The 26190-nt window shown below is 41.6% G+C and carries 26 protein-coding genes and 1 pseudogene; 12 read left to right on the top strand and 15 right to left on the bottom strand.

Annotated elements, in window-relative coordinates; genetic code table 11:
• Positions 1 to 10 precede the first annotated feature (10 nt).
• Positions 11 to 1048, top strand: coding sequence for a type IV pilus twitching motility protein PilT (locus HHA41_RS09420; protein ID WP_168418233.1), 1038 nt, complete (start codon positions 11 to 13; stop codon positions 1046 to 1048).
• 21 nt (positions 1049 to 1069) lie between these two features.
• Entirely contained in the window at positions 1070 to 2188 is a 1119-nt protein-coding gene (locus HHA41_RS09415) for a PilT/PilU family type 4a pilus ATPase (protein WP_168418234.1), read from the top strand.
• Between the two features lie 57 nt (positions 2189 to 2245).
• Here the strand turns inward: HHA41_RS09415 and fur are convergent, their stop codons facing one another.
• Positions 2246 to 2683: a ferric iron uptake transcriptional regulator gene (fur, locus tag HHA41_RS09410; protein WP_004975325.1), complete on the bottom strand. Its 438-nt coding sequence runs from the start codon at positions 2681 to 2683 to the stop codon at positions 2246 to 2248.
• A gap of 112 nt (positions 2684 to 2795) precedes the next feature.
• Between fur and bamE the strand changes: the two genes are divergently transcribed.
• Positions 2796 to 3194, top strand: a complete 399-nt coding sequence (gene bamE, locus HHA41_RS09405) for an outer membrane protein assembly factor BamE (RefSeq protein WP_168418235.1) — start codon at positions 2796 to 2798, stop codon at positions 3192 to 3194.
• Between the two features lie 45 nt (positions 3195 to 3239).
• On the opposite strand, the gene HHA41_RS09400 is transcribed toward bamE, so the two are convergent.
• The 10 genes from HHA41_RS09400 to HHA41_RS09355 all read right to left on the bottom strand — a co-directional run bounded on the left by HHA41_RS09400 (position 3240) and on the right by HHA41_RS09355 (position 13489).
• Complete coding sequence (locus HHA41_RS09400) at positions 3240 to 3560, bottom strand: RnfH family protein (protein WP_168461480.1); 321 nt, start codon at positions 3558 to 3560, stop codon at positions 3240 to 3242.
• Positions 3557 to 4642: a hypothetical protein gene (locus tag HHA41_RS09395; protein ID WP_168461479.1), complete on the bottom strand. Its 1086-nt coding sequence runs from the start codon at positions 4640 to 4642 to the stop codon at positions 3557 to 3559. The genes HHA41_RS09400 and HHA41_RS09395 overlap by 4 nt, the downstream gene beginning before the upstream one ends.
• A 175-nt stretch (positions 4643 to 4817) precedes the next feature.
• Positions 4818 to 5273: a bacteriohemerythrin gene (locus tag HHA41_RS09390; RefSeq protein WP_168418238.1), complete on the bottom strand. Its 456-nt coding sequence runs from the start codon at positions 5271 to 5273 to the stop codon at positions 4818 to 4820.
• A 262-nt stretch (positions 5274 to 5535) separates the two neighbouring features.
• Positions 5536 to 6384 (bottom strand): class II glutamine amidotransferase, encoded by an 849-nt coding sequence (locus HHA41_RS09385; RefSeq protein WP_168461478.1) that lies wholly within the window; start codon positions 6382 to 6384, stop codon positions 5536 to 5538.
• A 90-nt stretch (positions 6385 to 6474) separates the two neighbouring features.
• Positions 6475 to 7275: a GNAT family N-acetyltransferase gene (locus HHA41_RS09380; RefSeq protein WP_168461497.1), complete on the bottom strand. Its 801-nt coding sequence runs from the start codon at positions 7273 to 7275 to the stop codon at positions 6475 to 6477.
• Positions 7276 to 7488: 213 nt separating this feature from the next.
• Positions 7489 to 8394, bottom strand: coding sequence for an acetylglutamate kinase (gene argB, locus HHA41_RS09375; RefSeq protein WP_168461476.1), 906 nt, complete (start codon positions 8392 to 8394; stop codon positions 7489 to 7491).
• A 10-nt stretch (positions 8395 to 8404) separates the two neighbouring features.
• Positions 8405 to 9844, bottom strand: a complete 1440-nt coding sequence (locus HHA41_RS09370; protein ID WP_168461474.1) for a phosphomannomutase/phosphoglucomutase — start codon at positions 9842 to 9844, stop codon at positions 8405 to 8407.
• Between the two features lie 237 nt (positions 9845 to 10081).
• Complete coding sequence (dut, locus tag HHA41_RS09365; protein WP_168418242.1) at positions 10082 to 10534, bottom strand: dUTP diphosphatase; 453 nt, start codon at positions 10532 to 10534, stop codon at positions 10082 to 10084.
• Between the two features lie 83 nt (positions 10535 to 10617).
• Positions 10618 to 12657: a UvrD-helicase domain-containing protein gene (locus HHA41_RS09360; protein ID WP_168418243.1), complete on the bottom strand. Its 2040-nt coding sequence runs from the start codon at positions 12655 to 12657 to the stop codon at positions 10618 to 10620.
• Between the two features lie 178 nt (positions 12658 to 12835).
• Positions 12836 to 13489 (bottom strand): OmpA family protein, encoded by a 654-nt coding sequence (locus tag HHA41_RS09355; RefSeq protein ID WP_168418244.1) that lies wholly within the window; start codon positions 13487 to 13489, stop codon positions 12836 to 12838.
• Positions 13490 to 13746: 257 nt separating this feature from the next.
• Between HHA41_RS09355 and HHA41_RS09350 the strand changes: the two genes are divergently transcribed.
• The 6 genes from HHA41_RS09350 to HHA41_RS09325 all read left to right on the top strand — a co-directional run bounded on the left by HHA41_RS09350 (position 13747) and on the right by HHA41_RS09325 (position 18147).
• Complete coding sequence (locus HHA41_RS09350) at positions 13747 to 14673, top strand: acyltransferase (RefSeq protein WP_168418245.1); 927 nt, start codon at positions 13747 to 13749, stop codon at positions 14671 to 14673.
• Between the two features lie 16 nt (positions 14674 to 14689).
• A complete protein-coding gene (locus HHA41_RS09345; protein WP_168461473.1) occupies positions 14690 to 15748 on the top strand; it encodes a preprotein translocase subunit SecA in 1059 nt (352 codons plus the stop codon).
• Positions 15749 to 15887: 139 nt separating this feature from the next.
• Positions 15888 to 16610, top strand: coding sequence for a septum site-determining protein MinC (gene minC / locus HHA41_RS09340; RefSeq protein ID WP_168461471.1), 723 nt, complete (start codon positions 15888 to 15890; stop codon positions 16608 to 16610).
• Positions 16611 to 16678: 68 nt separating this feature from the next.
• Positions 16679 to 17491 carry a septum site-determining protein MinD gene (minD, locus tag HHA41_RS09335; RefSeq protein ID WP_004975294.1) on the top strand — a complete coding sequence of 271 codons (813 nt, stop codon included), beginning with the start codon at positions 16679 to 16681 and terminating at the stop codon, positions 17489 to 17491.
• Positions 17492 to 17493: 2 nt separating this feature from the next.
• A complete protein-coding gene (minE, locus tag HHA41_RS09330) occupies positions 17494 to 17766 on the top strand; it encodes a cell division topological specificity factor MinE (RefSeq protein ID WP_004975292.1) in 273 nt (90 codons plus the stop codon).
• Positions 17767 to 17859: 93 nt separating this feature from the next.
• On the top strand, positions 17860 to 18147 hold the full coding sequence (locus tag HHA41_RS09325; RefSeq protein WP_168418248.1) for a PA4642 family protein: 288 nt from the start codon (positions 17860 to 17862) through the stop codon (positions 18145 to 18147).
• Positions 18148 to 18219: 72 nt separating this feature from the next.
• Here HHA41_RS09325 and HHA41_RS09320 read toward each other — a convergent pair whose 3' ends face one another.
• On the bottom strand, positions 18220 to 21384 hold the full coding sequence (locus HHA41_RS09320) for a DNA translocase FtsK (RefSeq protein WP_168461470.1): 3165 nt from the start codon (positions 21382 to 21384) through the stop codon (positions 18220 to 18222).
• A gap of 318 nt (positions 21385 to 21702) precedes the next feature.
• On the opposite strand from HHA41_RS09320, the gene trxB reads away from it, so the two are divergent.
• The 3 genes from trxB to HHA41_RS09305 all read left to right on the top strand — a co-directional run bounded on the left by trxB (position 21703) and on the right by HHA41_RS09305 (position 24340).
• The gene (gene trxB, locus HHA41_RS09315) at positions 21703 to 22656 is read left to right on the top strand and encodes a thioredoxin-disulfide reductase (protein WP_168418250.1); all 954 of its coding nucleotides are present in this window, start codon (positions 21703 to 21705) and stop codon (positions 22654 to 22656) included.
• Positions 22657 to 22768: 112 nt separating this feature from the next.
• On the top strand, positions 22769 to 23500 hold the full coding sequence (gene aat, locus HHA41_RS09310; protein WP_168418251.1) for a leucyl/phenylalanyl-tRNA--protein transferase: 732 nt from the start codon (positions 22769 to 22771) through the stop codon (positions 23498 to 23500).
• A 24-nt stretch (positions 23501 to 23524) separates the two neighbouring features.
• Positions 23525 to 24340, top strand: coding sequence for an arginyltransferase (locus HHA41_RS09305; RefSeq protein ID WP_168418252.1), 816 nt, complete (start codon positions 23525 to 23527; stop codon positions 24338 to 24340).
• Between the two features lie 40 nt (positions 24341 to 24380).
• Here the strand turns inward: HHA41_RS09305 and rimI are convergent, their stop codons facing one another.
• From rimI to HHA41_RS09290, 3 genes and pseudogenes are all read right to left on the bottom strand, one after another.
• A complete protein-coding gene (gene rimI / locus HHA41_RS09300; protein ID WP_168461469.1) occupies positions 24381 to 24839 on the bottom strand; it encodes a ribosomal protein S18-alanine N-acetyltransferase in 459 nt (152 codons plus the stop codon).
• Positions 24840 to 24945: 106 nt separating this feature from the next.
• Positions 24946 to 25827, bottom strand: coding sequence for a metal-dependent hydrolase (locus HHA41_RS09295; RefSeq protein ID WP_168418254.1), 882 nt, complete (start codon positions 25825 to 25827; stop codon positions 24946 to 24948).
• A gap of 287 nt (positions 25828 to 26114) precedes the next feature.
• Positions 26115 to 26190 (bottom strand): annotated as a pseudogene (locus HHA41_RS09290) (elongation factor Tu); the annotation flags it as partial.

The raw sequence follows: 26190 nt of genomic DNA, 5'->3' as shown, positions 1-26190 counted from the left end.
GGGGACTTTCATGGACATTACAGAATTATTGGCGTTCTCCGCTAAAAACGGCGCTTCGGATTTACACTTATCTGCTGGTATGCCACCACTGATTCGTGTGGATGGTGAAGTACGTCGTATTAACTTACCTGCATTAGAACATAAAGAAGTACACAAATTAGTGTACGACATTATGAATGATAAACAACGCCGTGATTTTGAAGAAAACCTAGAAACTGACTTTTCTTTTGAAGTGCCTGGCGTGGCACGTTTCCGTGTGAACGCATTTAACCAAAACCGTGGTGCAGGTGCGGTATTCCGTACCATTCCATCAAAAGTATTAACACTTGAAGATTTAGGCATGGGGCAAATCTTCAAGGATATTTGTGAATATCCACGCGGTTTGGTTTTGGTGACAGGGCCAACGGGTTCAGGTAAATCGACCACCCTTGCGGCGATGATCGATTATATTAACGACAATCGTTATGACCACATTTTAACAGTCGAAGACCCTATCGAATTTGTACACCAATCTAAAAAATGCTTGGTTAACCAACGTGAAGTACACCGTGATACACATGGCTTTAATGAAGCACTGCGTTCAGCGCTGCGTGAAGACCCTGACATCATCTTGGTGGGTGAGATGCGTGACCTAGAAACCATTCGTTTGGCACTGACTGCTGCGGAAACAGGTCACTTGGTATTTGGTACGCTACACACCACCTCGGCGGCAAAAACCATTGACCGTGTCATTGACGTATTCCCTGCAGAAGAAAAGGACATGGTTCGTGCCATGTTATCTGAATCTCTACAAGCCGTCATTTCACAGTCTCTGCTGAAGAAAAATGGCGGTGGTCGTGTTGCAGCCCATGAAATCATGATTGGTATTCCTGCGGTACGTAACTTGATTCGTGAGAACAAAGTAGCGCAAATGTATTCGGCTATTCAGACTGGTGCAAACTACGGTATGACTACACTCGACCAAAGCCTGAAAAACTTGGTATCGCGCGGTGTAATTAGTCCACAGACTGCACGAACTGTTGCGAAGCAGCCTGAATCATTCTTATAAGTTTAAAATTCGAGATACGCGATGGACTTTAATGATTTACTGAATTTGATGATTCAGCAAAAAGCGTCTGACTTGTTTATTACTGCCGATGTTGAACCGTCCATGAAAATTCATGGACAAATTGTGCCTGTTGCCAAAAGCAAACTGACAGGTGAAATTGTCGGGCAGTTACTGAACTCAATTATGAGTGAAAAGCAGCGCAAGGAATTTGCCGAAACACGTGAATGTAACTTTGCCATCACCAACCGTGAAAAATCGGCACGTTTCCGTGTCAGTGCATTTCAGCAACGTGATGAACCTGGCATGGTACTGCGCCGAATTGAAACCAAAATTCCAACCATGGATGAGTTAAAACTGCCGCCAATTTTAAAAGATTTGGCAATGACCAAACGCGGTATTATCATCTTTGTGGGTGCAACTGGTACTGGTAAATCGACCTCTTTGGCATCAATTATTGGTTACCGTAACCAAAATTCCAAAGGTCATATCATCACTATTGAAGACCCGATTGAATTTGTACACGAACATGCAGGCTGTATTATTACCCAACGTGAAGTGGGTATTGATACCGACTCATTTGAAGTGGCATTAAAAAATACCCTGCGTCAAGCGCCAGATGTGATTCTAATTGGTGAGATTCGTTCCCGCGAAACCATGGATTATGCTATCGCCTTTGCCGAAACCGGTCACTTGGTTTTTGCAACCCTGCACGCCAACAACGCCAACCAAGCCATTGACCGTATTATTCACTTCTTTGAAGCAGACCGTCATGGCCAGTTGTTTATGGATTTATCGCTGAACCTCAAAGCAATTGTGGCGCAGCAACTCCTTCCAACTATTGACGGTAACTCACGTCGTGCTGCAATTGAAATTTTAATTAACTCACCGCTCATTGCAGATTTAATCCGTAAAGGTGATGTACACGAAATTAAAGATTTGATGAAGCGTTCACGTGAATTGGGCATGCAAACCTTTGACCAAGCCTTATACGATCTGTATAAAGCCAAGCAAATTAGCTACAAAGATGCACTCAAGCACGCTGACTCACCAAACGACTTGCGTCTACAAATCAAGCTATCAGAAGAAGGTGGCGACCGTTTATTGCATGCTACATCGAATATCACGTTTGATGGGCAATAAACTCAAAACAGATAAGAAAAAGGCTTCCGTAATGGAAGCCTTTTTTGTATTTTTAACTTATTTTTTACGCAATGCTTCACGACATTCCGGCGCATCACAATAACCGTATAAATTTAGCGAGTGACCCGTTAATTCAAAACCGAATTTTTCTGCCACATCGTGCTGTTCTTTTTCAATAGTATCATTAATAAATTCAACTACTTTACTACAGTTCAAGCACACCAAATGGTCGTGGTGATCTTCCTGCATAATTTCAAATACAGAGTGGTTGTTCTCAAAATTATGACGCTCAATAATCCCAGCAGCTTCAAACTGTGTTAACACACGATACACAGTTGCTAAACCCACATCTTCGCCCTGATCGAGTAAAGTTTTGTAGATGTCTTCTGCACTTAAATGATGTTGTTTTGAATTTTCTAATAATTCTAGGATTTTAATTCGTGGAAGGGTAACTTTAAGTCCAGCTTTGCGTAATTCTTGATTTGAAATAGGCATGTAAAAAGGTCTCTCAACAAAATTAAAGTTGGAATATGCAACAAAGTTAAGATGCAGTATGATCTAACACTGGATCAAATGCATCATAATTAATTTGGGATAGTGTAGCAAAATGCAAAAAATCATGTTGACGTTATTGGTCACTTCACTGCTCGCAGGCTGTTCGACCTTGGGCGTTTATAAAGTAGATATTCCACAGGGTACGCCTTTAACCCAAGCGCAAGCTTCAAAAGTCCAAGTCGGTATGAGTCACCAACAAGTTCGCTTTTTACTGGGCAGTCCAACCATTTCCGATCCAATGAACCCGTTACGTTGGGACTACATTTACAATTATATCCCAGGAACTTATGCTAAAAAAGCCAAGATCCCTGCCGCGCATGGTCAGCATTTGAAAATCTATTTCGATCAAACTGGTATCGTGCAAAAAATTGAAGGCCTAGAAACCATCCCAGAATCTCAACCTGGCTTACCAGGATCGAAAGAAGCGATTCTCAACGCGCCACCACTATAGCCCCTTTAAAATAAAAAGAAACCCCTCGCTGAGGGGTTTTTCAAATCATTTCAATTGTCTGAGGCGATTGCTTTTGGCATAACGCCCTACAGGGTTCTTTTCAGCACGCTTACGCCGAATGTCTTTCGGGTTAATGGTCAAAGCACGATAAATTTCAACCCGATCTCCTGCCTGCAATTGATGCTGCAGCTCAACCCTTACACCAAAAATCCCCACAGACAACGGTTCTGCTAAAGTGGTTTGTGTAGCAATTCCACTTTTTTGAATTGCATCAGCAACGGTCATACCCTGCTGAAATGCAACCGCAATATGCCACTGTTGTTCAGGTGTTGCATACGCAACCCAAACCTGCATCATTTGATTCATGCTAGAAACTGTCCAATCAATGCAAAAATAGCGACTACAATTGATATAGGCAACACAACACGTACTGCAATACGCCACAGGTTATACAAGGCTTCACTGCTAAAGTTCATAGCTTTACGAAGATGGCTGATTTTCATAATCCAGCCTGCGAAAATGGCATAAATCAGGCAAATCACCAAGCCCCAAAGCAACAACACAAAATTAAATACTGAAGTAATGGCTGGCACTGCCCACACCAGTGTTGCTGCAATTAAGACAATCCATTGAATCGCAACGGCCATTTGACGCTGTGCCAATTGCTCACGTGCCAATTGTAATAACACGGCAGCAGCTGCAACTGCGGCAACCACTAACGCCAGTGCAGGAATTTGTGCTTGTACTGCAAAGAAGGCAAAAGCAACGACTGCCAATAATTGTGCAATCCAGATGGGTAAAACGGTTGATGTTGCCGCATTTTGCTGTTGCGCCTGCGCCAAACTGGTTTGCCAGTACAACCCCATGCCCAAACCGCTGGCAACCAAAGCCAATACTGTTGCACTCCCCCACTCGCCTAATTCAATAGGTGTGACTTGCCATGCAGGCAATTGGGTACCAAATACATTGGCTAAAACCAATGCAGCCACGACAGCTACAGCAGTACACAACAGTAAAATTTGACGTGCAAGCAATGACAGTGCCAATGCCACAACCGCAAGAATAACCAGTACAATGTTACTGGCCAAACCTTCTACTGCGTATTGATTCAGAATTTGCGCAGCATTGGACAACAAGCCACCTGCCAATAACGGAATAAACACCACCGCAAGCCAACCTACAATACGCCATTTTGGTGAAGCATCTGCATCACGGGTTAAACCAGACAATGCCTGTAGTGCGGTACTTTTAGAGCGCTTGGCTAAAGCAATTTCTAAATAGGTGATTGGTAATGCCAAAATCACCATGGTACCCAACCAAAGTAACCAAAAATCGAGCTGACGCTCAACCTGAATACCGGTCATAGGTGCCAAAGTGGCAATAATAATAAAAGATAAACCAAATGCCATCAGCGGCGATAACCATCGTGACATAGCATTGTCCTGCATGATGCTGTCCTAATAAAAATCTACGGCTATTTTGCCTTTGTCATCAAGGAAAAGCAAAACCTCAAAAAAGAAAAAAGCAAACTATCTAAAGACAGTTTGCTGCGCAAATTTATAATTTTTGTTGTAGCACTTGTTATCACATCAATTCAATATTGTGCGTAAACAGTATTTGTCATTACGAGAAGAAACGAGCAAACCACCCCTTACCTTTCTTCTGCTCTTTTTCTTTAATAATACCCATCATATTTTCTTTCACAGCGCCCACATAATCGGCGTCATCGTGTTGAATATGATTAATTAACCATTTAGATAAAACTTCATGTAATTCACTTTCAATCGAATGTCCCATCTCAAAACGATCACGGTAAGATTCAATTTTCTTAATAAATAAATCATGCACGCGTTTATGCGGTACACGGTATTTATACCCCGCTTCTTCTTGCAATGACTCTTCAAAAGTAAAATGGGATTGAGTGTAATCAATAATATTATCTAAAATCTGCTTTACACGAGCTCGATCAGTACCATCGCCAATTTCAACAATTTCATTAATATAATCGAGGATACGTTTATGCTGATCGTCAATCACATCGATACCAGTATTGTATTCTGGAACCCACTTCATCTTCATACGATCACCCTACAGAAATAAATGATTAATCACGTTGATGAATGGTAGCCGCATTTAGCACAAATAAAAATGGAGTGGTTTAGTAGGGATTAACCAAAACTACTAAAAACAAACATAACCAATTGATTTACATTAAAAACAATAGCAATACCCGACCAAAAGAATCAATTATTAATTAATCAATTCACACATTTTTATTCTTGATTTTAAGAAAAAACACCTAAATAAAATGAATATTTTTCACATATACGACTCGGACTGATTAATATTGATCAGCTTTGGTCACACGCCTTAATTCAGGGTTCAAACGCTCACGTTCCAAACGCTCAATATGCGTCATTTGCGATTTAACAGGACGCCCCTGCTGGAATAAAATCATTTCGCCAGGTTGAAATGCAGTCCAAGTTTCATTTTGCGTTAAAGGTTCTGTGGTAATCACCGCGACACAATCGTCTGGTGTGGTGACTTGACTAAAATCGACTTCAACATCTAAATCAATCAATTGGGCAGGTTGAAATGGATAGGCACGTACCAACCAATGTAATTTGGTGACCGCATAACTGAACAAGACTTGTCCATTCGATAGGCAGAAATTAAAAGTCCCATGTTCTGCAATTTGTGGGGAAATTTCTGCCAATAAGTCAAAAATTTGCATCAAGCTCGGTTCATCATAACCAAAGCGATTAACAAATTGATCAAGTAAATAACAAAATGAACGCTCACTGTCAGTATTACCCACAGGGGTAAAACGTCCCGACAAACGTGGATGAAAATCGTGTAAGTCTCCATTATGGGCAAAAATCCACTGACGCCCCCACAATTCACGGCTAAACGGATGTGAGTTTTCTAGATTAATTTTACCTTGTGTGGCTTTACGAATATGCGCAATCACGTTACGTGATTTAATTGGATAATTACGGATCAGCTCGGCAATTGGTGACTCGACTGCAGACTGATTATCGACAAATAAACGACAAGCTTTATCTTCAAAAAAAGCAATTCCAAAGCCATCTGAATGATCTGATGTAATTCCAGCGCGCTGCGAAAATCCCCGAAATGAAAAGGTAATATCGGTAGGTGTCGCACAATTCATTCCAAGCAACTGACACATAAGGCTTTATCTATACACAATAATTAGTTAATTTTATTATTGTGCATCAGCCATCATGATATTTCAAATCAGAAAATTTGAACTGCAGGCTTATGACACTTTGACTTTCTTTTGTCGAATAAAATGCTTTGCCATCTGCTTCACATCTAACAATACAAAATAGTCCAAACAATTAAATTCGCGGTCATAAAATGCCTGAGTTGAGAGTTTGGCATTCATTTTTAAATACACGTCAAATAATTTAGGGATACGTTCATCTTGACTAAAGCTATGACTTGGACAACTCGGCACAAATGCATCTTGAGATTGAATATCACAGCGTTGATTTTCAGACAATTGCTGAATCGCTTGATGGGTGTAATAGGCACGTGCTTCATTACCTTCCAAGCGAATACTGACACAGCCAATTAAATGTTTGGCACGCATTTCCCATAAAACTTTTGGAATCAAATTCAGCCATAAAATAGACAAGGTTTTTCCCGAACGGTAGCGTGGATGCACACAAGTTCGCCCCATTTCAACAATATTTGAGAAATGTCCCAATTCATCTATAATTTTAAATTCATGTGCACTATAACTATTGGCTAGCTCATGCCCTTGCCAAAGTTTTAAACGGGTATACGCCACAATTTCACCCGTTGCTTTATCTCTAAGCACAGCATGTTCACAGCTAAAATCATATAAGTCTTGGTCTAACCCTGACGCAAACTCAATGCCAAATTGTTTAGAAAATTGCTGAGCACGAAAGCGTTGTACCTCTTGTAATTGTTTTAAATTTTCGACCCATTCAAACGCATATTGTGTGGCTTTGCTATTTTTTTTCTGTGCTTTGCCAACTTTGCTTAATGGAAAACTTAATTGTTGACGGTATTGATTTAATTTTTGCAGCATCATAGATACCTCGTGTTTTCTCTTACACTAGGACAGCTGCATGACACTATGATGACTGATTTTTAGCAGAATTCTGTTTTACTCAAATCAGCCTGATTCGGCATTTAAAATCAACAAATGACTATTGTACGGCATAAAAAAAGAGCCTCCTTTGAAGCTCTTTTCAATCTTTTGCAGACTTAGCACAATGTGCAAACCCACTCAAATGAACTATTACTTACGTGCCTGCACTCGGTTGGTAATTAAAGTACCAACTCCATGATCGGTAAAGATTTCCAGTAAGGTTGCATGCGGCACACGACCATCTACAATATGTGCGCTGATTACACCGCCTTTGACTGCATCTAATGCACAGCCAACTTTAGGAATCATACCGCCATAGATCACACCGGTATCAATCAAACGATCAACTTCCTGCGTAGTCAAACCGGTCAATAAGTTTTTATTTTCATCCAGCACACCAGTAATATTGGTGAGTAGAATCAGTTTTTCTGCACCTAATGCTTCTGCAACTTTACCTGCCACCAAATCGGCATTGATGTTATAGGTATTGCCTGCATCATCGACACCTAAAGGTGCAATGACAGGAATAAAGTCGCTGCTGGTAAACATTTCTAAAACGTCAGTTTTTACCCCAACCACTTCACCTACTAAACCAAGGTCAATCTGCTCGACTTCGCCTGTTTCGGTGGTTTTTTGCATCAATAATTTTTGTGCACGAATCAAGTTACCATCTTTACCTGTTAAACCAATGGCGCGACCACCATGTTGGTTAATTAAATTCACAATGGACTTGTTCACACTACCACCGAGCACCATTTCCACCACTTCCATAGTGGCAGGATCGGTCACGCGCATACCGTCAATACGGTCAGACTCACGTCCCAATTGCTTGAGCATAGAATCTACTTGTGGGCCGCCACCATGCACGACAATCGGGTTTAATCCGACTGTTTTAAGCAGCACAATGTCACGTGCAAAAGAACTTTCCAGCTCAGGATCAGTCATGGCATTGCCGCCATACTTTACAACAAGGGTCTTGCCCGCAAAACGTTGAATATACGGCAAAGCTTCGGTCAAAATTTGTGCTTTGTCGATACCAGTCTGTTGATGTGGCATTCGCCTCTCCTTATTGAGCATCTAGAATGTCTTGGGCGATTTCAGGGTATCGCTCACTTAACATGGAAACAAATGTATCGCGAATATCATTCAGTCGTGATGGATTATCGGCATCAAAACGCACCGTAAAATATTCGCCCGTATTGGATGCTCGAATAATGCCAAATCCATCTTCAAAATCAAGTCTTACACCATCAATTTTACTTAATTGTGCGCCACTCTGCTGACTACAGCTTTCTACATCGTTTAAAACGGTACTTGGTTCAATATTATGCGTACTAATATAAGTATCTTCTGTACAGCAGCGCTCAGGATATTTCTGCATCAGTGCTGAAATGCTACCGGCTTCACTTTGACTTAAATATTCCAGTACCCGCAAGGCGGCGTATATACCATCGTCATAGCCAAAACCACGCCCGTCATTAAATACATAATGCCCTGCATATTCGCCACCAAACACGGCTTTACCCTGCGACTGAGCTAAATAACGGCGCAAGAAAGTACTACCTGTACGAATCATCACCGCTTGACCGCCTAAATCACGCACGGTATTGCGTACCATAGTGGAGCATTTTACATCAAACACCACCTCATGCTGTGGATGGGTTTTTAGACACATTTCTGCAAATAAGGAAAGCAAACGGTCTGCTGAAATAACCTTTGCCTGTTCATCCAGCAATACCACACGGTCACCATCCCCATCTAAAGCAATGCCAATATCTGCCTGATGTTCAAGTACCGCAGTTTTTAAATGTTGTAAGTGCTTTTCTTGAGATGGGTCTGGCGCATGATCTGGAAAATGTCCATTGGCCACACAGCGTAGTACCACCACCTCACAGCCCATTTTTTGTAATACCAATGCAGCGCAATGCCCTGCCGAGCCATACATACCATCCAGCACCACTTTATAAGGGCGTGCCAAATGAATGTCCTGTAACATGGCATTTTGATATTGCTGGCAAGCATCTTCTATAAATTCATGTGAAGTAGTAGCGACAGAATTAGCCCATCCACTGTTACTTTGATTCAACACATAATATGGTGTGGCATCAATTGCCACTTGCTGAATCATTTCAGGCGTTGGCGGTTCACCCTGCATAATCCATTTAATACCATTGTCAGATTTTGGATTATGACTGGCGGTCAGCATAATGCCATTACCTGCAGTATGCCGTGCCATAAAATACAACATCGGGCTTGAGCAACAGCCCACCATCGTCACTTGAAAATGATGCGCAAGAAAAACCTGTCGCATCATTTCCGCATAAGCGGGACTATTTAAACGAGCATCGTAACCGATACTAATCTGGTTCTGTTGATGCTGTTGATACTGCTGTACTAAACCTTGTGCGATTGCATGTACGAGGTTTGCTGTTAATACGCTTTCTTTACCACGAATGTCATAAGCACGAAAAATATGCAGAGGAAATGGAGATAGTAGATGGTTCATAGGCTTACAACTACAAGAATGAGCCAACATAAATTGAATAAATCTTAGCTCTATAAATTTTAAAAATTCTAATTAGACTTTTTTAAGGATGCGTTATCGTCTCATATGATCTAGAAATATGCTTGTCATTATTAGTACATATTTGGTTACTTTTCAAGAATTGCAGGTAAAGTTTCAGATGAAACTTTACCAAGCATTATAATTCAATGAACAAACTATGTTTAAGTGACTAAAAAATTAGTTTTTCCCTGTATGCCCAAAGCCACCTGCACCACGTTCAGTCGCCACAAATTCATCGACCTGTTCAAATTCTGCCTGTACCACAGGGACTAATACATACTGCGCTAAACGCTCACCAGGCTCTAAACTAAACGCGGTTTGGCTGCGGTTCCAAACAGATACCATTAACTCGCCTTGATAATCTGAATCGATTAAACCGACCAAGTTACCCAATACAATACCGTGTTTATGCCCTAAACCTGAGCGTGGCAAAATCATGCCTGCAAAGCCTGTGTCCTGAATATAAATTGCCAAACCTGTTTTTACCAATACCGTTTGACCCGGTTCAATGACAGTAGTGCTGTCCACACAGGCACGCAAGTCCAGACCCGCAGAACCTGCAGTGGCATAAGTTGGCATAGGCCATTCTGTACCTAAACGTGAATCTAATACTTTAACTTGAACTTTCATGAAATTTGTCCTGTTCTTCAATTTTTACTGTGGCTTTTGATGCAGTTTCTGCATCAATACAGCTGTATGTTTTTAAACTTAGATTAGCGTTTAATCAGCGCGCGTAAATTTTCCAAATAATGCTGTGCCTGTTGTTTTGGATCAACATCACCCGCCAGTTTTTTCTTGCGTCCGAGCCATTCCAGCTCATCTTGCGGCAATTCATCCAAGAAACGGCTTGGTGTCATTTGTTTCATTTGCCCACCCGCCTTGCGCTGTTCTGCCAAGGTAATGGTTAAGCCCTGACGTGCACGAGTAATGCCCACGTACATTAAACGGCGCTCTTCTTCAACGGTATCTGCCACAATCGAGTTTTTGTGTGGCAACAACTCTTCTTCCAAGCCAATCAAATACACGTATGGAAATTCCAAACCTTTAGAAGCGTGCAAGGTCAGTAAATTGACTTTGTCGGTGTCTTCTTCTTCTTGTTGCTGCTCAAGCATATCCAGCAGCACCATTTTACGAATCACACTTTCAATATTTTTTTCATCGACATCTTCAGCGCGGTTAATCAAACTTTGAATACTGCTATACAGCACTTCAATATTGTCGAGTTTGGTTTTTTCCTGCGCAGGTGTGGCTGCTTGCTCTTTAATGTAGTCGATATAACCTGCTTCTAGCATCATCTGACGGATGATCGGCACAGGTTCATCATCTTCCAATAAGTTACGCGTGAAATTGCTAATAAAATCTGCAAACTCAGCCAACTGTGTCGTGGCTTTTTTGGGAATTGCCATGGTTAAGCGCTGGTCGCCTGCTGCTGCCAATAAAGACAAATGATTTTCTTGTGCGAATAGCCCCAGTTTTTCTAAAGTTACAGGCCCAATGGCACGTTTAGGCGTATTGATAATACGTAAAAAAGCACTGTCATCTTCTGGGTTAATAATCAGACGCAAATAGCTCATGATATCTTTGATTTCAGCACGTGCGAAGAACGACTGCCCCCCCGAAAGCTTGTAAGGAATTTGCATTTGGCGTAATTGGGTTTCCAGAATACGTGCCTGAAAGTTCCCACGATACAAAATCGCATAATCTTTCCAGCTCTTGCCGTTCATCAATTTATGTGTGAGTAAATCTTTCACCACGCGTTCTGATTCATCATCATCGTTACGGCATGTAATTACCCGAATGACTTCACCATGACCTTTATCTGACCACAGTTTTTTGTCAAAAATATGCGGATTATTACCAATCACGGTATTGGCAGCTTTCAGAATACGGCTGGTCGAGCGGTAGTTCTGCTCAAGTTTAATCACTTTTAAATTTGGGAAGTCTTCTTTAAGCAAAGCCATATTTTCTGGCTTGGCACCACGCCATGCGTAAATAGATTGGTCATCATCACCTACTGCGGTGAACTGCCCCATCACCCCTACCAGCAATTTCACCAAAATATACTGTGCGGTGTTGGTGTCCTGATACTCATCGACCAATAAATAGCGAACACGGTTCTGCCACTTGTCACGTACTTCTGCATTTTCTTGCAATAAACGAGTCGGCATCACAATCAAATCGTCAAAATCGACTGCGTTGTAAGCTCGTAAATTACGTTCATAGAGTTGATATAAATGCGCAAACTGAATGTCTTCTGGCGTTTCACAAGTGGTATGTGCCTGCTCTGGTGCTATCAGATCGTTTTTCCAATCTGAAATCATCTTCATGGCTTTGGCAATCAGTTCCTTGCTTTCTGCACCTGACAAATTATCACGGTGCATTAAATCCATCAGAATACGTTTGCAGTCATCGGCATCTAAAATAGAGAAATTGGCTTTTAATGGCGTATGTTTTAATTCAAGACGCAACAAGTTCAGACCAAAGGTGTGGAAGGTCGACACCGACAAACCTTTGGCTTCTTCGCGAGACAACAATTTGGTCACACGCTCTTTCATTTCACGTGCAGCTTTGTTGGTAAAAGTCATTGCTGTAATCCGATACGCAGGAATACCGCAATGCTTAACCAAATAAGCAATTTTTCGGGTAATCACCGAAGTTTTACCTGAACCCGCCCCTGCAAGCACTAACAAGGGTCCTTGAGTGTATTTCATCGCTTCAAGTTGCTTGTCGTTTAACTGACTTGCCAGTGACATAGTATTTCCTCTATTTCGGTTCGAGCTCGATTATAGTCATCTCAGACTAAGATGACTAATCTAAAATGCTGCTTTAGGCGTCATTGTCTATTTGCTGAGTGTGCAACTACACAATACTAAATTTTTGACATGAAAAAACCGCCCGAAGGCGGTTCTTTACAACTTATGCTATGCCAAATTATTGGATTGCATAAATGCTGATTTCTACACGACGGTTTTGCTCACGACCTTCTGCAGTCGCATTCGATGCGATTGGGTTTGCAGCACCGTGACCTTGTGCATTAATACGTGAAGTTGATACACCACGGCTAGACAAGTAGTTTGCAACCGATTGAGCACGTGCTTGCGACAATGGGATGTTGATTGAGTCATTACCAGTGCTGTCAGTATAACCAGTCACTAAAATACCGCTCTTGTTATCTTCAGTTAGCGTTTGCGCAACTTTGTTCAGCGTTGTATAGAAGTTAGGTTTGATGTTTGATTTGTTGGTATCAAACGTGATGTTACCAGGCATAACCAAACCAACAGAACCATCTGCATTACGGTTTACTTCTACACCAGTACCCGCCATTTGCTGACGTAATTTTTTCTCTTTATTGTCAAGATAAACACCTGCAGCACCGCCAACTACAGCACCAATTGCTGCAGCACGGTTATTTTGTGCGCTTGTATTTGCATTGCCTTTAGAAATACCATAACCCGCAGCAGCACCAATAATTGTGCCTAGTGCAGTTTTGTCATATTCCACACCACCAAGGTTATTACCAGTCGATTGACAACCAGTTAAAACCATTGCCCCTACGACTGCTGCTGAAATTGCTAGTGCACGCATGGCATGCCTCCTTACTTTGTGTTTTGTTGTATGATGCAAATATTGAATGAAAAAATAGACTTAGACCATTGATTTTTTGTTAATAAAAAAACTTTTGCTTACAAATCTTCATGATCGTGTACAAATCTTGGTATAACTTCATCACAATTTCTACACACTTTCACTTCAACACTTTTTTATTTTAAAAACAACATTTATATTGAGTCTATAAATCAATATGTGACGCATTGGACGATTTTTCTTCAGGACCGATTTTTATGTCATCGCAAGCTAAAAAACACCCTTTATTAAAAAAAATCACAAAAGGACTCACCGTGGGTACTGTCATTACCGGCAGTACATTTTTTCACGGTCCACCTGTGTTGGCGCTGGGCTTGACCAAACTGCTTAAACAGTCCCGCAAAGTCGATGAAACCAATATTCAAATTACCAACAGTTGGCTAAGTGTGAATAACTGGCTGATTGACCATGTTTTACCCAACACAAAGTGGGACATCAGTATTGATGAAGACTTGGCGCTCAGCATGCAAGGTCGTTACCTGATGACCTGTAACCACCAAAGCTGGGTAGACACTACGGTCAATCAATATTTTGGTTTAACCCGCATGCCACTGACCCGCTTCTTTACCAAGTGGGAACTGATCTTTATTCCATTTGTGGGTCAGGCCTTTAAAATTTTAGGCTTCCCAATGATGAAAAGGCATACCAAAGCCCAGATTGCCAAAAAACCTGAACTGAAAGATCGTGATATGGAAGAAGCACGTAAAGCTTGTCAACAGTTGTTGAGTCAGCCCTTTACCCTGCTCAACTATTTAGAAGGCACTCGCTTTACTCAAGAAAAACATGATCAGCAGCAATCGCCATATCAACATTTATTAAAGCCTAAAGCGGGTGGCTTAGCACTGGCTTTGAATATTTTGGGCGATCAAATTGATGCTTTAGTGGATATGACCATTGTTTACCCAGATGGTGTGCCAGGCTACAGCGAGTTCTGGCTCGGAGAAGTTCCTCGCATTGCGGTAAATTTACGAAAAATCAACATTCCAGACTGGGTCTTGGGTGGTAATTACGAAGATGATGCTGAATACCGTGAGCGTTTCCAGCAATGGGTGCATGAATTATGGTTGGAAAAAGATCAGCTGATTGAATCCATGCAACAAAAATTTGCTGCCCCGACGGCCTAACCCAATCAGGTGAACCATGAAAAAGTCTGAAGAGCCTGTAATCAAATCCTCATTCCATACCCTGCGTAAAGATTCATGGGGTTGGAAAATTGCCTTAATTTATGACTTGTTTTTGATGGGTTTAATCATCTTCAACTTGTTCTGTTTAAGTGCCAATGCCATTTTAATGAGTGATTTTGGTGAATGGCTGTTCGACTTTATTCGCCTGCCTGAAATCTTACAGTTTTATCGGGGCGAGTTACGTCCTTGGGTGATTATCACCGAAGGTTGGTTTACCACATTTTTAATTGTGGAATTGAGTGTGCGCTGGGGCATTGCTATTATTTTTAAGCATCATCAACGCTGGTGGTTCTTTCCGTTTATTCACTGGTATGAAATTCTCGCAATCATTCCACAGCTACGTTTTTTACGTTTATTACGCGCCTTTGCTATTGGCTACAACCTGCATAGTCACGGTTATAAAGTCATCCCAAATAGTTGGTATAAACGTGGCAACTTCTATTACAGCTTATTGATGGAAGAACTGAGTAGCCGAGTGGTACTGACTGTGCTGAATGGCGTACAGCGTGAACTGACCACTAGCACCACACACAAACAGTTTATTGATGATTTGGTCGAGCGGCATCGTCAGTTACTGGCCATTGCACTGGCGGATATTCTGCAAGAATCCTTGGGTAAAGAGTTGCAAGCCCAACGCCACCAAATTGCAAAAAATGTAGGGCTGGTAGTCAATCAAGCCATTGAAGATACGCCTGAGCTGACTCAGCTTCTGCGTCTGATTCCATTGGTTGGTGGTCGTATTGAACAGCAAATTCAAAGTATTGGTCAGCGACTAGGCGAAAACATCACCCAAGGCTTGATTGAACCTTTTGCACAACCGAACGCACAGTCCAGCAACCCGACGTATCAAATGATTGCCGAAAAAATTAGTCAGATAGAAGTTGAACATAATCAGCATATTGATAAATTAGTAGAGTCAGCAGTATTTGAGAGTTTGGAAGCCATTCGCAAACAAGTAAAAGTCAAACAATGGCAACAAATTTTAGATGAAGGACAACAACAGAATATTTCATGAGTGCGTTTTAACATTTTTACGATTGGGATAAATATTTTTAGTCATGCAACTAGAGAATTCACCCAATTTGTTCTAGGATTTGCTCTATTTATAATATGACTTCGACAACCAGCAGAGTCAGAAGTGTTAAGGAATTATTATGGCTGACATACGGATAAAAGGCAGATTGGTCAATGCGATTCGCATTAGCTTAGACACCAATGATCATGATGCGATCCGCCAGCAACTAAGCCCAATGTTGCAAAAATCATTTCCACCAGGCGTTTTGATGGTGATTGAAAGTTCAGTCGAACAGGAACTGATTGCACTGATTCAATTACTCATTAGTTTAGAGGCACAGCCAATTGCGGTGACTGAAGGACTATTGGGCGATCAGGCACGTGCCATTCAATTTCCTGTGATTCCACAAGACCGCCCACTTCAAGAAGTGAAAGCGACCAAAGAACAAGTGGTGGAAGTTAAACCTGAGCCTGCCGCAGAACAACAGGCTGAAAATCAAGTCGCTGAAACTGCACCTGCAGTGGCACATATTACGTCGTATCACGATGAAATTTTGCGCACAGGTCAATGTTTGGTACAGCATCAGGGCGACATCATTTTAACCGCAGGCATTAATAGCGGTTCAGAAGTGATTGCTTCAGGAAATATACATATTTATGGTAGTGTACGTGGTAGAGTCATTGCCGGCGCGGGCGGGAATATTACAGCACGAATTTTCTGCCATTCCCTTGAAGCAGAATTGGTATCTATTGCAGGCACATATTGCGTTGCGGACGACATTCCACAGCATGTGACCAAAAAACCTGTGCATATTTACTTAAATGATAACCAAGAGCTTGTATTTGAAGCTCTACAATTTTAATGTATAAATAATCACCAAAAATCCCCAAAAAATATAGGGGAATTTAAACCATAACAGGAGTGGATTCGGTGGCGAAAATTGTTGTCGTAACATCAGGCAAAGGTGGCGTAGGTAAAACCACTACAAGTGCATCTTTTGCAACAGGTTTAGCCCTACGTGGTCACAAAACTGTTGTTATCGATTTTGACGTGGGTTTACGTAACCTTGACTTAATTATGGGTTGTGAACGTCGCGTTGTTTATGATTTTGTGAATGTTTTAAATAATGAAGCGCGTTTACAACAAGCATTAATTCGCGATAAAGATATTGAAAACCTTTATATTCTTCCAGCCTCTCAAACCCGTGATAAAGATGCCCTGACCGATGAAGGCGTGGCACGTATTATGGATGAGCTTGCACAAGAGTTTGATTACATTATTTGTGACTCACCTGCAGGGATTGAGCGCGGTGCTATTTTAGCGATGTATCATGCCGATGAAGCGATTATTGTGACTAACCCTGAAATTTCTTCAGTACGTGACTCTGACCGTATTATTGGTATGCTCGACAGCAAAACTAAAAAAGTAGAACAAAACGAAGGTCGTATCCGTAAGCACCTGTGTATTACACGTTACAACCCAGAACGTGCCGATAAACAAGAAATGCTAACGATTGATGACATTTCTAAAGATATTTTACGTGTACCTACTTTAGGCGTAATTCCTGAATGTAAGAGCGTACTTCAAGCATCAAACGAAGGTAAACCTGTCATTCTGTATAGCGATGCTGCTGCAGGTCAGGCTTATGATGACTTGGTTGCACGATTCTTAGGTGAAGAACGTCCGTTTCGCCATATTGAAGCGAAACCTAAGGGCTGGTTAGCACGATTATTTGGAGCGTAGACATGGCAGGATTTTGGAGCAAATTATTTAGCGGTGAAGATAAGCCATCTAGTGCACAAACAGCAAAAGATCGCTTAAAAGTGATTGTTGCTTCTGAACAAGGTCTTGGTAAACGCTTAAGCCAAGAAAAAATTGATCAGATGAAGAAAGAAATCATGCAAGTGGTGAACCGCTACGTGCGTGGGGTAGATGAACAACACATTCAAATGTCAGTACGTTCAGAAGCCAATATTGAAATGCTAGAAATGAATATCAATTTGCCTGAAGAGCGATAATCTGAATACTGATTAGTCAAGCAAATTGAATCAGGGCAAAATAACGCAAATTATTTTGCCCTATTTTTTCAAAAGAATATAAAGGAGATTGCTATGGCATTATCTCAACCTGCAACCTTTAACGAAGCATGGTCAGATGAACGTGTGTTTGCTTACTTAAATCAGTTGCCACCTGCAGGTGTCAATGCAGATTTCCATGTGTTATATCATGCTTTTAAACACATGCGTCCAAGCGACTATGAGCGCTTATTGACCCAGTTTATTGCCGATGGTCGTGACGTGAATGCCACCAATCCTGAAGGTCAACGTATTCATGACGTGATTGCTGAATTCCCTCGTCAAAAAGATGAGTTTTTAGCAGTTTTGGCTAAGTTTGCCTAAACGATAATGAAATAAAAAATCCCGCAATCGTCATTGCGGGATTTTTTTAACATAAAACAGAATGAGAAAAAACTAAACTAAAATTTCACGTTTTCCGTTTGGCCCCTGCTCACTGACAATACCCTGTTCTTGCATTTGATCGACAATACGTGCTGCACGGTTATAACCTAAGCTAAATTTACGTTGTAAAGACGAAGTCGAAACTTTGCGTGTTTCCAATACAAACGCCACACACTGATCATAAAGCACGTCACGGTCTGGATTGCCTTCACCATCTTCAAAACCACGTGAAGAGGGTTCTTCATCAAATGGTGTCAAGATTTCATCCACATAGTCTGGGTCACCACGTTCACGCCATGCATCACAAATACGGTTGACTTCATCATCTGAAATAAACGCACCATGCACACGCTCTGGTTCAATTTTACCAGGCCCCAAGAACAGCATATCACCATGACCAAGCAAGTCTTCTGCACCACCTGCATCCAAAATAGTGCGCGAGTCAATTTTTGAGTTTACGCGCAAGGCCACACGGGTTGGAATGTTGGCTTTAATCAAACCTGTGATCACATCTACCGATGGACGCTGAGTCGCAAGCAATAAATGAATCCCTGCTGCACGTGATTTTTGTGCCAAACGGGTAATCATTTCTTCTGCTTTTTTACCGACCTGCATAATCATGTCGGCAAACTCATCTGCCACAATCACAATAGAAGGTAATGGAGTTAAGCGTGGAGCACGTTCCTGTGTAGCAGAATCACTCGGTTTCCAAGTTGGATCAATCAGGTCTTCACCACTAGCAAGCGCCTCTTCCACCTTACGGTTATAGTCGCTTAACTTACGAATTTTAAGGAAGGACATTAACTTATAACGACGTTCCATTTCATTGACACACCAATTCAAAGCACTGACTGCATCTTTCATATCAGTCACGACAGGTGTCAATAAATGTGGAATATCATTATAGTTAGCCAATTCCAATTGTTTCGGGTCAATCAGAATTAAACGCAATTGATCAGGTTTATATTTCAGCAGCATCGATAAAATCATTGAGTTCACCGCAACCGATTTACCTGAACCTGTTGTACCTGCAACTAGCATGTGTGGTGCTTTGCCCAATTCTGTAATCACTGGATTGCCTGAAATATCTTTACCCATCGCCATGGATAAAATACCGTTCGGATCTTCAAAAGCAGGGGTTTGCAATAATTCAATCAAACGCACCATTTCTCGGGTGCTGTTTGGCACTTCAATACCAATGTACGGCTTGCCTGGAATGACTTCCACCACACGCACCGATGCCATAGACATAGAACGTGCCAAGTCACGAGAAATATTGGTCACTTTTGACGCTTTCACCCCAGGTGCCAAATCCAGTTCAAAACGTGTCACTACAGGCCCAGGCTGTGCTTCGACCACTTTGGCTTTGACATTGAATTCCTGTAACTTAATTTCCAGCAACTCAGACAAGCGCGCCAATTGTTCTGCCGTAAAATTGACCTTTTTATTCGGGTCAACCTTATCCAACAATTCCAAACCTGGTAGCGGAGAAAGATCACGACGCTTTTCTGCGACTTGCATCGCGCGTGACATTGGACGGCCACTGGCATCGGTCAAAGGCGCATCAAAATCGAAATCATCTTCATCTTGTGGCTTGCCTGCTGTTTCCTGCCATGCTTCTACAAAAGCTTCCTTAGATAAGGCAACTTTTTCAGTTGTAGCCGTCTGCGCTGTCGTTGCTGAACCTGCAACTGCTGCTGCAGTTGCTGCCGTCTGAATAGGTGCCTGCACAAAAGCAGAGCTTTGCGCATAACTACTGCTGGTACGTACTGCTTTTGTTGGATTCTGAACATGATCTTCAAATGGCTCATCACCCAAAAGATCATCCACCAGTAAATCATCTAAACCATCAAGTTCATGCGCTGTACGATTGACTTGGCTGACCTGCTTAGGCGTTACAACAGGATGATCTGATGGTGGCGTAAAGTGCGATTCATTACGCTGAAAATCTACTGAAGCCTCAGTATTTCTTGCCTCATACTGAGCGTGATCACGCTCTGTTTCGAGTGTTTCTACATGGCTGTCACTTTGGAATGGGCTATGTAAATCACTGGCGGTTTTTCCTTGTGGTACAGCCGCTAACAGCTCATCAAAAATTTGGTCGTCATCCCAATCTAACGATGATTTATTGCCAGACTGCGGCATAGACGTAGTTGGTAATCCATCATTTAATGAATTGCTTTGGATTGGGTGTTCAGGTTCTTCTGAAGCACGCAATAGTGCATGAATGTCTTGGTTATGCTGTGAGTCAGTATTTTCCTGCAAGGCACGCCACACTTCACCTGTTGCCACAATACGCTGGCTGTCTTGTTCCAATTGATGTGCTTTTTCAATGGTTTTTTCTAGCTCTACATCATCAATTTCATCTTGAACTAAAAGCTGTTGTGCCTGTTCATCTTCTTCACGTTGCTGCATGTGATTAAACATACGCTCCGCTGCAGGATGTGGCGTTTCAATCTGTTGATTTTGTTGTGCAACTGCAATTTCTGTAGATGTACGATCATCATGTGCAGCTGTAGTTTCGGCCTGTACCGCAGGCGCAGCAGCAACCACCGTTTTTTTCACTTGCGGTGCAGCACGTTCAAAATCAGATTCTGGCTCAGGCACATTACGGTAAAATAAATCTTGTAGATAGGCAGGTGTTGCTTTTAAAGTCGCCCAAGTTCTGTTCCACTTTACACCAAAGGCCAAAGTAAACAGTAAAACCCAGAACGCCACTAAAAATGCAGTAGCCCCATAAATGCTTAAAAGCTGTGATAAGCTCTGCCCAAGCTCAAAACCGATAATCCCCCCAGATGCGTTATCTAGCGTATCGGCAGGGACTTGCCAAAACAAATACAATAGGCTTGCACTGGCGAGCAAAATAAAAAACTGGGCAGCATAACGAAATGGGCGGTTTAAAAAACTACGTGGCCACCAAACTTGTAACGCTTCAATAAATAAATAAGCAGGAATAAGCAAACTAGCCCAGCCTAAAAATCCAAATAGTAAATCGGCAATCCACGCCCCTGCAACCCCACTGGCATTCGAAACCTGTTGGGTATCACTGGAAATATGCATCCAGCCCGGGTCAAATGGAGTATAGGTCACTGTTGCAAGAAACAGATAAATTCCAAAAGAGACCAAAAATAAAGTCACTATTAAGCGCTGTGCATAAGCACCCGACACCGCAGTCATATACTGTCCTGTTGCCAATTCTTCATCAATGTTTTTGTTTGCTCGTTGGTCTAAAAAGCCACTTATTTGAATGAGCCTCTGCGTTGAATTGATCTATGCAACCTTGAAGAAGATTACAAGATAAAACGTATCGCAGACCTTATATTATGCACGTGTTGCCTAGAAAAAGATGCAAGATTATTGAAGTGTGTTGTTAACTTTTTCTATATAGCTCAAATCGATTTACCTGATCAGTAATATCAAATTTATTCACACAGCAAAGTCTTTCTGTTTCACGTATAATTTCATAAATTTCTAAATAAAAAAAGGATGCTGTGCATGAGCGCTCGTCACTCACGATTAATTATTTTAGGTTCTGGCCCTGCGGGTTATAGTGCAGCAGTTTATGCAGCACGTGCTAACTTAAAACCGACATTAATTGCAGGCTTGCAATTAGGTGGTCAGCTGACCACCACCACTGAAGTAGACAACTGGCCGGGAGATCCTGAAGGTTTAACTGGCCCTGCGTTAATGGAACGTATGCAAGCCCATGCCGAACGCTTTGGTACAGAAATCGTGTATGACCATATTAATGAAGTGAATTTAAATGTTCGTCCATTTGTACTTAAAGGCGATATGGAAGAATTCACCTGTGATGCACTCATTATTTGCACAGGTGCAACTGCACAATACTTAGGTTTAGAATCTGAAGCAGCATTTATGGGTCAAGGCGTTAGCGCATGCGCAACCTGTGATGGTTTCTTCTATAAAAATCAAAAAGTAATGGTTGTGGGCGGTGGCAACACGGCTGTAGAAGAAGCATTGTATCTTTCCAATATTGCTTCGCATGTAACCTTAGTACACCGCCGTGATTCGCTACGTTCTGAAAAAATCTTGCAAGATCACTTATTTGCCAAAGAAAAAGAAGGCAAAATCAGCATTCTTTGGAATAATCAGGTCGATGAAGTCTTAGGTGACAACACTGGTGTAACATCGGTACGTTTAAAATCAACCACTGATGGTTCAACTCAAGATGTTGAAGTTTCAGGCTTGTTTGTTGCGATTGGTCACAAACCAAATACCAGCATGTTTGAAGGTCAGTTAAACTTACGTGATGGTTATATTCAAGTGCAAAGCGGCACAGCAGGCAACGCAACACAAACCTCTGTTGCAGGCGTATTTGCCGCTGGTGATGTTGCCGATTCAGTTTACCGTCAGGCAATTACTTCTGCAGGTTCAGGCTGTATGGCTGCGCTAGATGCAGAAAAGTATTTAGATGCCTTAGGCGAATAAACTCAGCTCATTACCTTAAAGACACAAACCGCTCTCAGGAGCGGTTTTTTTATCACAACATTTTTAGGTATGATGCGCAGCAGATCATATAAAACTGTATACGGCTCTTGATATGCAAACGCTCCCAGCTTCATCATTCATTTTTCCAGATCCAATTGAGGTTGATCCTGAAGGTGAAGGCTTGATTTGTGTCGGTGCAGACCTCTCCCCTGCCACTTTATATGAAGCCTATACGCATGGTTTGTTCCCTTGGTTTTCAGAAGGTGAGCCCATTTGTTGGTGGAGCCCAGAACCGCGTTGTGTGATTTTTCCGAAGGATTATCACCCAAGCAAATCCTTAGTCCGCAACATGAAAAAAATAGATTATCGGATCACCATTAACCACGCCTTTGAGCAGGTCATTCGCCATTGTGCCTTGCCGCGTAGTTATGCCAACGAAACGTGGATATCTGATGACATTATTCAAGGTTACTGTCAGCTGTTTGCAGCAGGTTATGGCTATAGTGTTGAAGTCTGGGAACAAAATACTTTAGTGGGCGGCTTATATGGCGTCACCATTGGTCAAGGCTGTTTTGGTGAGTCGATGTTTAGTCATCGCACCGATGTATCCAAAATGGCATTTTATAGCTTGATGCTGATTGGCCAAGAACAAAACTTAGCCTGGATTGACTGCCAATTGGTCAATGAGCATTTGCTTAGCTTGGGTGCATGTACACTTTCTCGCCAAGACTACCTTAAATCGTTACAAGATGTTGTAAAACAGCCCGCCATCAATTGGAAAAAATATCAGGACAGTGTATTTTCAAGTAAAACAATAGCGCAGTATGCGCGCCTACTTGAATGACAATAACAGAGAGGGATCTTGAAAATGAATTCATATCACCCAAAATCCCTGCTAAATGATTTGCAGTATTACATTACCCCGCCGCACGATTGTAGTTATTTATCTGAAAAATCTGCACGCATGGTATTTTTAGACCCTGCACATAAAATTGATGTCGTAACCCTGTCTGAATTATCTCGACTAGGTTTTCGTCGCAGTGGTGACTTTGTCTATCGCCCTGAGTGTCACCTTTGCCGTCAGTGCCTGTCGTCTCGTGTTCCTGTTGCGGAATTTGGCATGAACAGCACCCAAAAGAAAGCATGGAAACGCAATCAAGATTTACACATCCAAATTACCCAACCACAAGATGCTAGTGATGTACATTATGCGCTGTACGAACGCTATATCAATGAACGTCATGCCGATGGCGATATGTTCCCGCCTAGCCGTGATCAGTTTGAAAAGTTTTTAATTCACAGCTGCACCCACAGTTTCTTTTTAGAAATGTGGCAGGAAGATCGCTTAATTGGTGTGTCGACCTGCGACTATTTAGATGACGGTATTTCTGCGGTCTATACTTTTTTTGATCCTGACGAGAGCCGTCGCTCCTTAGGAACATTTGCAGTGTTAAAGCAGATTGAACAAGCCCAACACTTGGGGTTGCAATATGTCTACTTAGGCTATTGGGTGCCACATTCAAACAAAATGAATTACAAGTCCCAATATGTGCCACTTGAACTGCTTTTAGATGGTCAATGGCGACGCATTAACCGCAGTCTAAATGCAGATGAGGTTCAGCAATTGGGAAACTCCTTAATGACGACGCTGCCCTTGGGTTGGAATAACTCGATCATTAAATAAAATACAGTAACCCCATACTAAATGTGTTGAGATTTCACGTTTACTTAAACAAACTGGCAAAATCGTCGCTGCAAGATTTCACCATAATAATGGCATGCTCACGTGTGCCATCAGGTTTAGGATAATAATTTTTACGTAAATCAATTTGATGAAAGCCTGATTTTTCATACAGCGCAATTGCAGCCTCATTACTTTCGCGCACTTCCAAAAAAATTTGCACAGGTTGATTATTCAGCTCGGCAATTGAATGTTCTAACAATTGATAACCCAAACCCTTGCCTTGCTGACTAGGATGCACTGCCATCAACAACAAATTGGCTTCATCCAACACGGGTTGCAAAATACAAAAAGCCACCACTTTCCCCGCCTGCTCAATGACCGTGGTGTGATAGTTTTCTACCGCTTCAGCAAACTGCTTAGCCGACCACGGATGGCTTTGTACCAAATTTTCAATTGCAACAACATCGGCCACATCGCCAGCTTGCATTAATCGAATCATAAGAAATGATCTTGTTAGGTGTTAAGATGTAGGCATTATAGAAGTCATAACAAAAAAATCGAGCAAAAAAAAAAGCAACGTGCGTTGCCTGACCAAAGGGAAAAGTTTAGAAGCCTAATTTGGCTTTCCATGTATCCAACAAACTCGTAGTATCAACATCATTAGGATGAAAACTTGGTTTAAAATACAGCAACATTTCTTTTGCCATACCGGTAATCACGCCTTTCGATGGGCTATAAGCATAACGATAAATCATTTTTAAGTTTTCAAGATTCAACTGCTGATCTTGTTTGAGTAAACGTAGTAAAAAATAATTTTGCACGAAAAATAAAGTTAGCATTGAAATCACTAATGATGATGTTCGTAATGCGTAGGCTTTTACGCCTTTACCAAATACACCTTCAAATACATCATACGCAACCGCTTTATGTTCATTTTCTTCAATGGCATGCCATAACCACATGGTTTTCATAGTATCGTCACTCATCAACTCTTGAATATGAGAATTGCTGAGTAACTGTGAGGCAATCGTAGCCGTAAAATGCTCTAAGGCTGTGGTTGCAGTTAAATCCACCATTTCCTGTGTAATACCAACCGGTTTTGCGATTTTGGCAAGCAGCTTGCGTGTAGTCTGAATGACTGTATCAGTGTGACGATCTAAAGTATCAACATCATGTCCAAACTTTTGCGCTGAAGCATTAAAGCCCACATGCTCATGTGTATGCATGGCTTCTTGACCAATAAAAGCACTGATTTCTTTTTGCAATTCAGCATTGTCTTTTAACATTGGGTGATAACGTACAACACGTACACTGTCTATAAAGAACTTTTCACCTGCAGGGAATAAAGCAGATAATGCAGTCATAAAATGGGTAAGACCAGCATTCCCACTCATCCAATATTCTGGCACTGCATCAAAGTTAAAATTCATGCGACGTACAGGGAAACTTGCTCCTGCTCGCTGACTAATACTGACTTTAGCATTCATATTTTATCTCCCTCGATTACTGTAAAACCAATACATCTATTCAGTAACCGACGTATTTCTTATTTTTGACTTGCTTTCATCTTAAAGTTTTCTCGTTTTTGTTTAAGTGCAGTTAAGGACAGCAAATTGTCAGTTCAGGACATGAGGGACAAAAATAATGATGAGTGAAATTGTTTTTTTGGTGCAAAAGCACAAATAGCGAGGCTTTAAATTTTTTTGTGATATAGATAAAAAATAACCATAAAAAAAGCGCTCCAAATGGAGCGCTTTTTCACACTATACAGTGATTATGCTGTTACTTTAGCAACAACACCCGCACCTACAGTACGACCACCTTCACGGATCGCGAAGCGTAAACCAGCG

The organism is Acinetobacter sp. A1 (assembly GCF_012371315.1).
GTDB lineage: Bacteria > Pseudomonadota > Gammaproteobacteria > Pseudomonadales > Moraxellaceae > Acinetobacter.
This window is presented reverse-complemented; position numbering and strand designations above follow the sequence as displayed.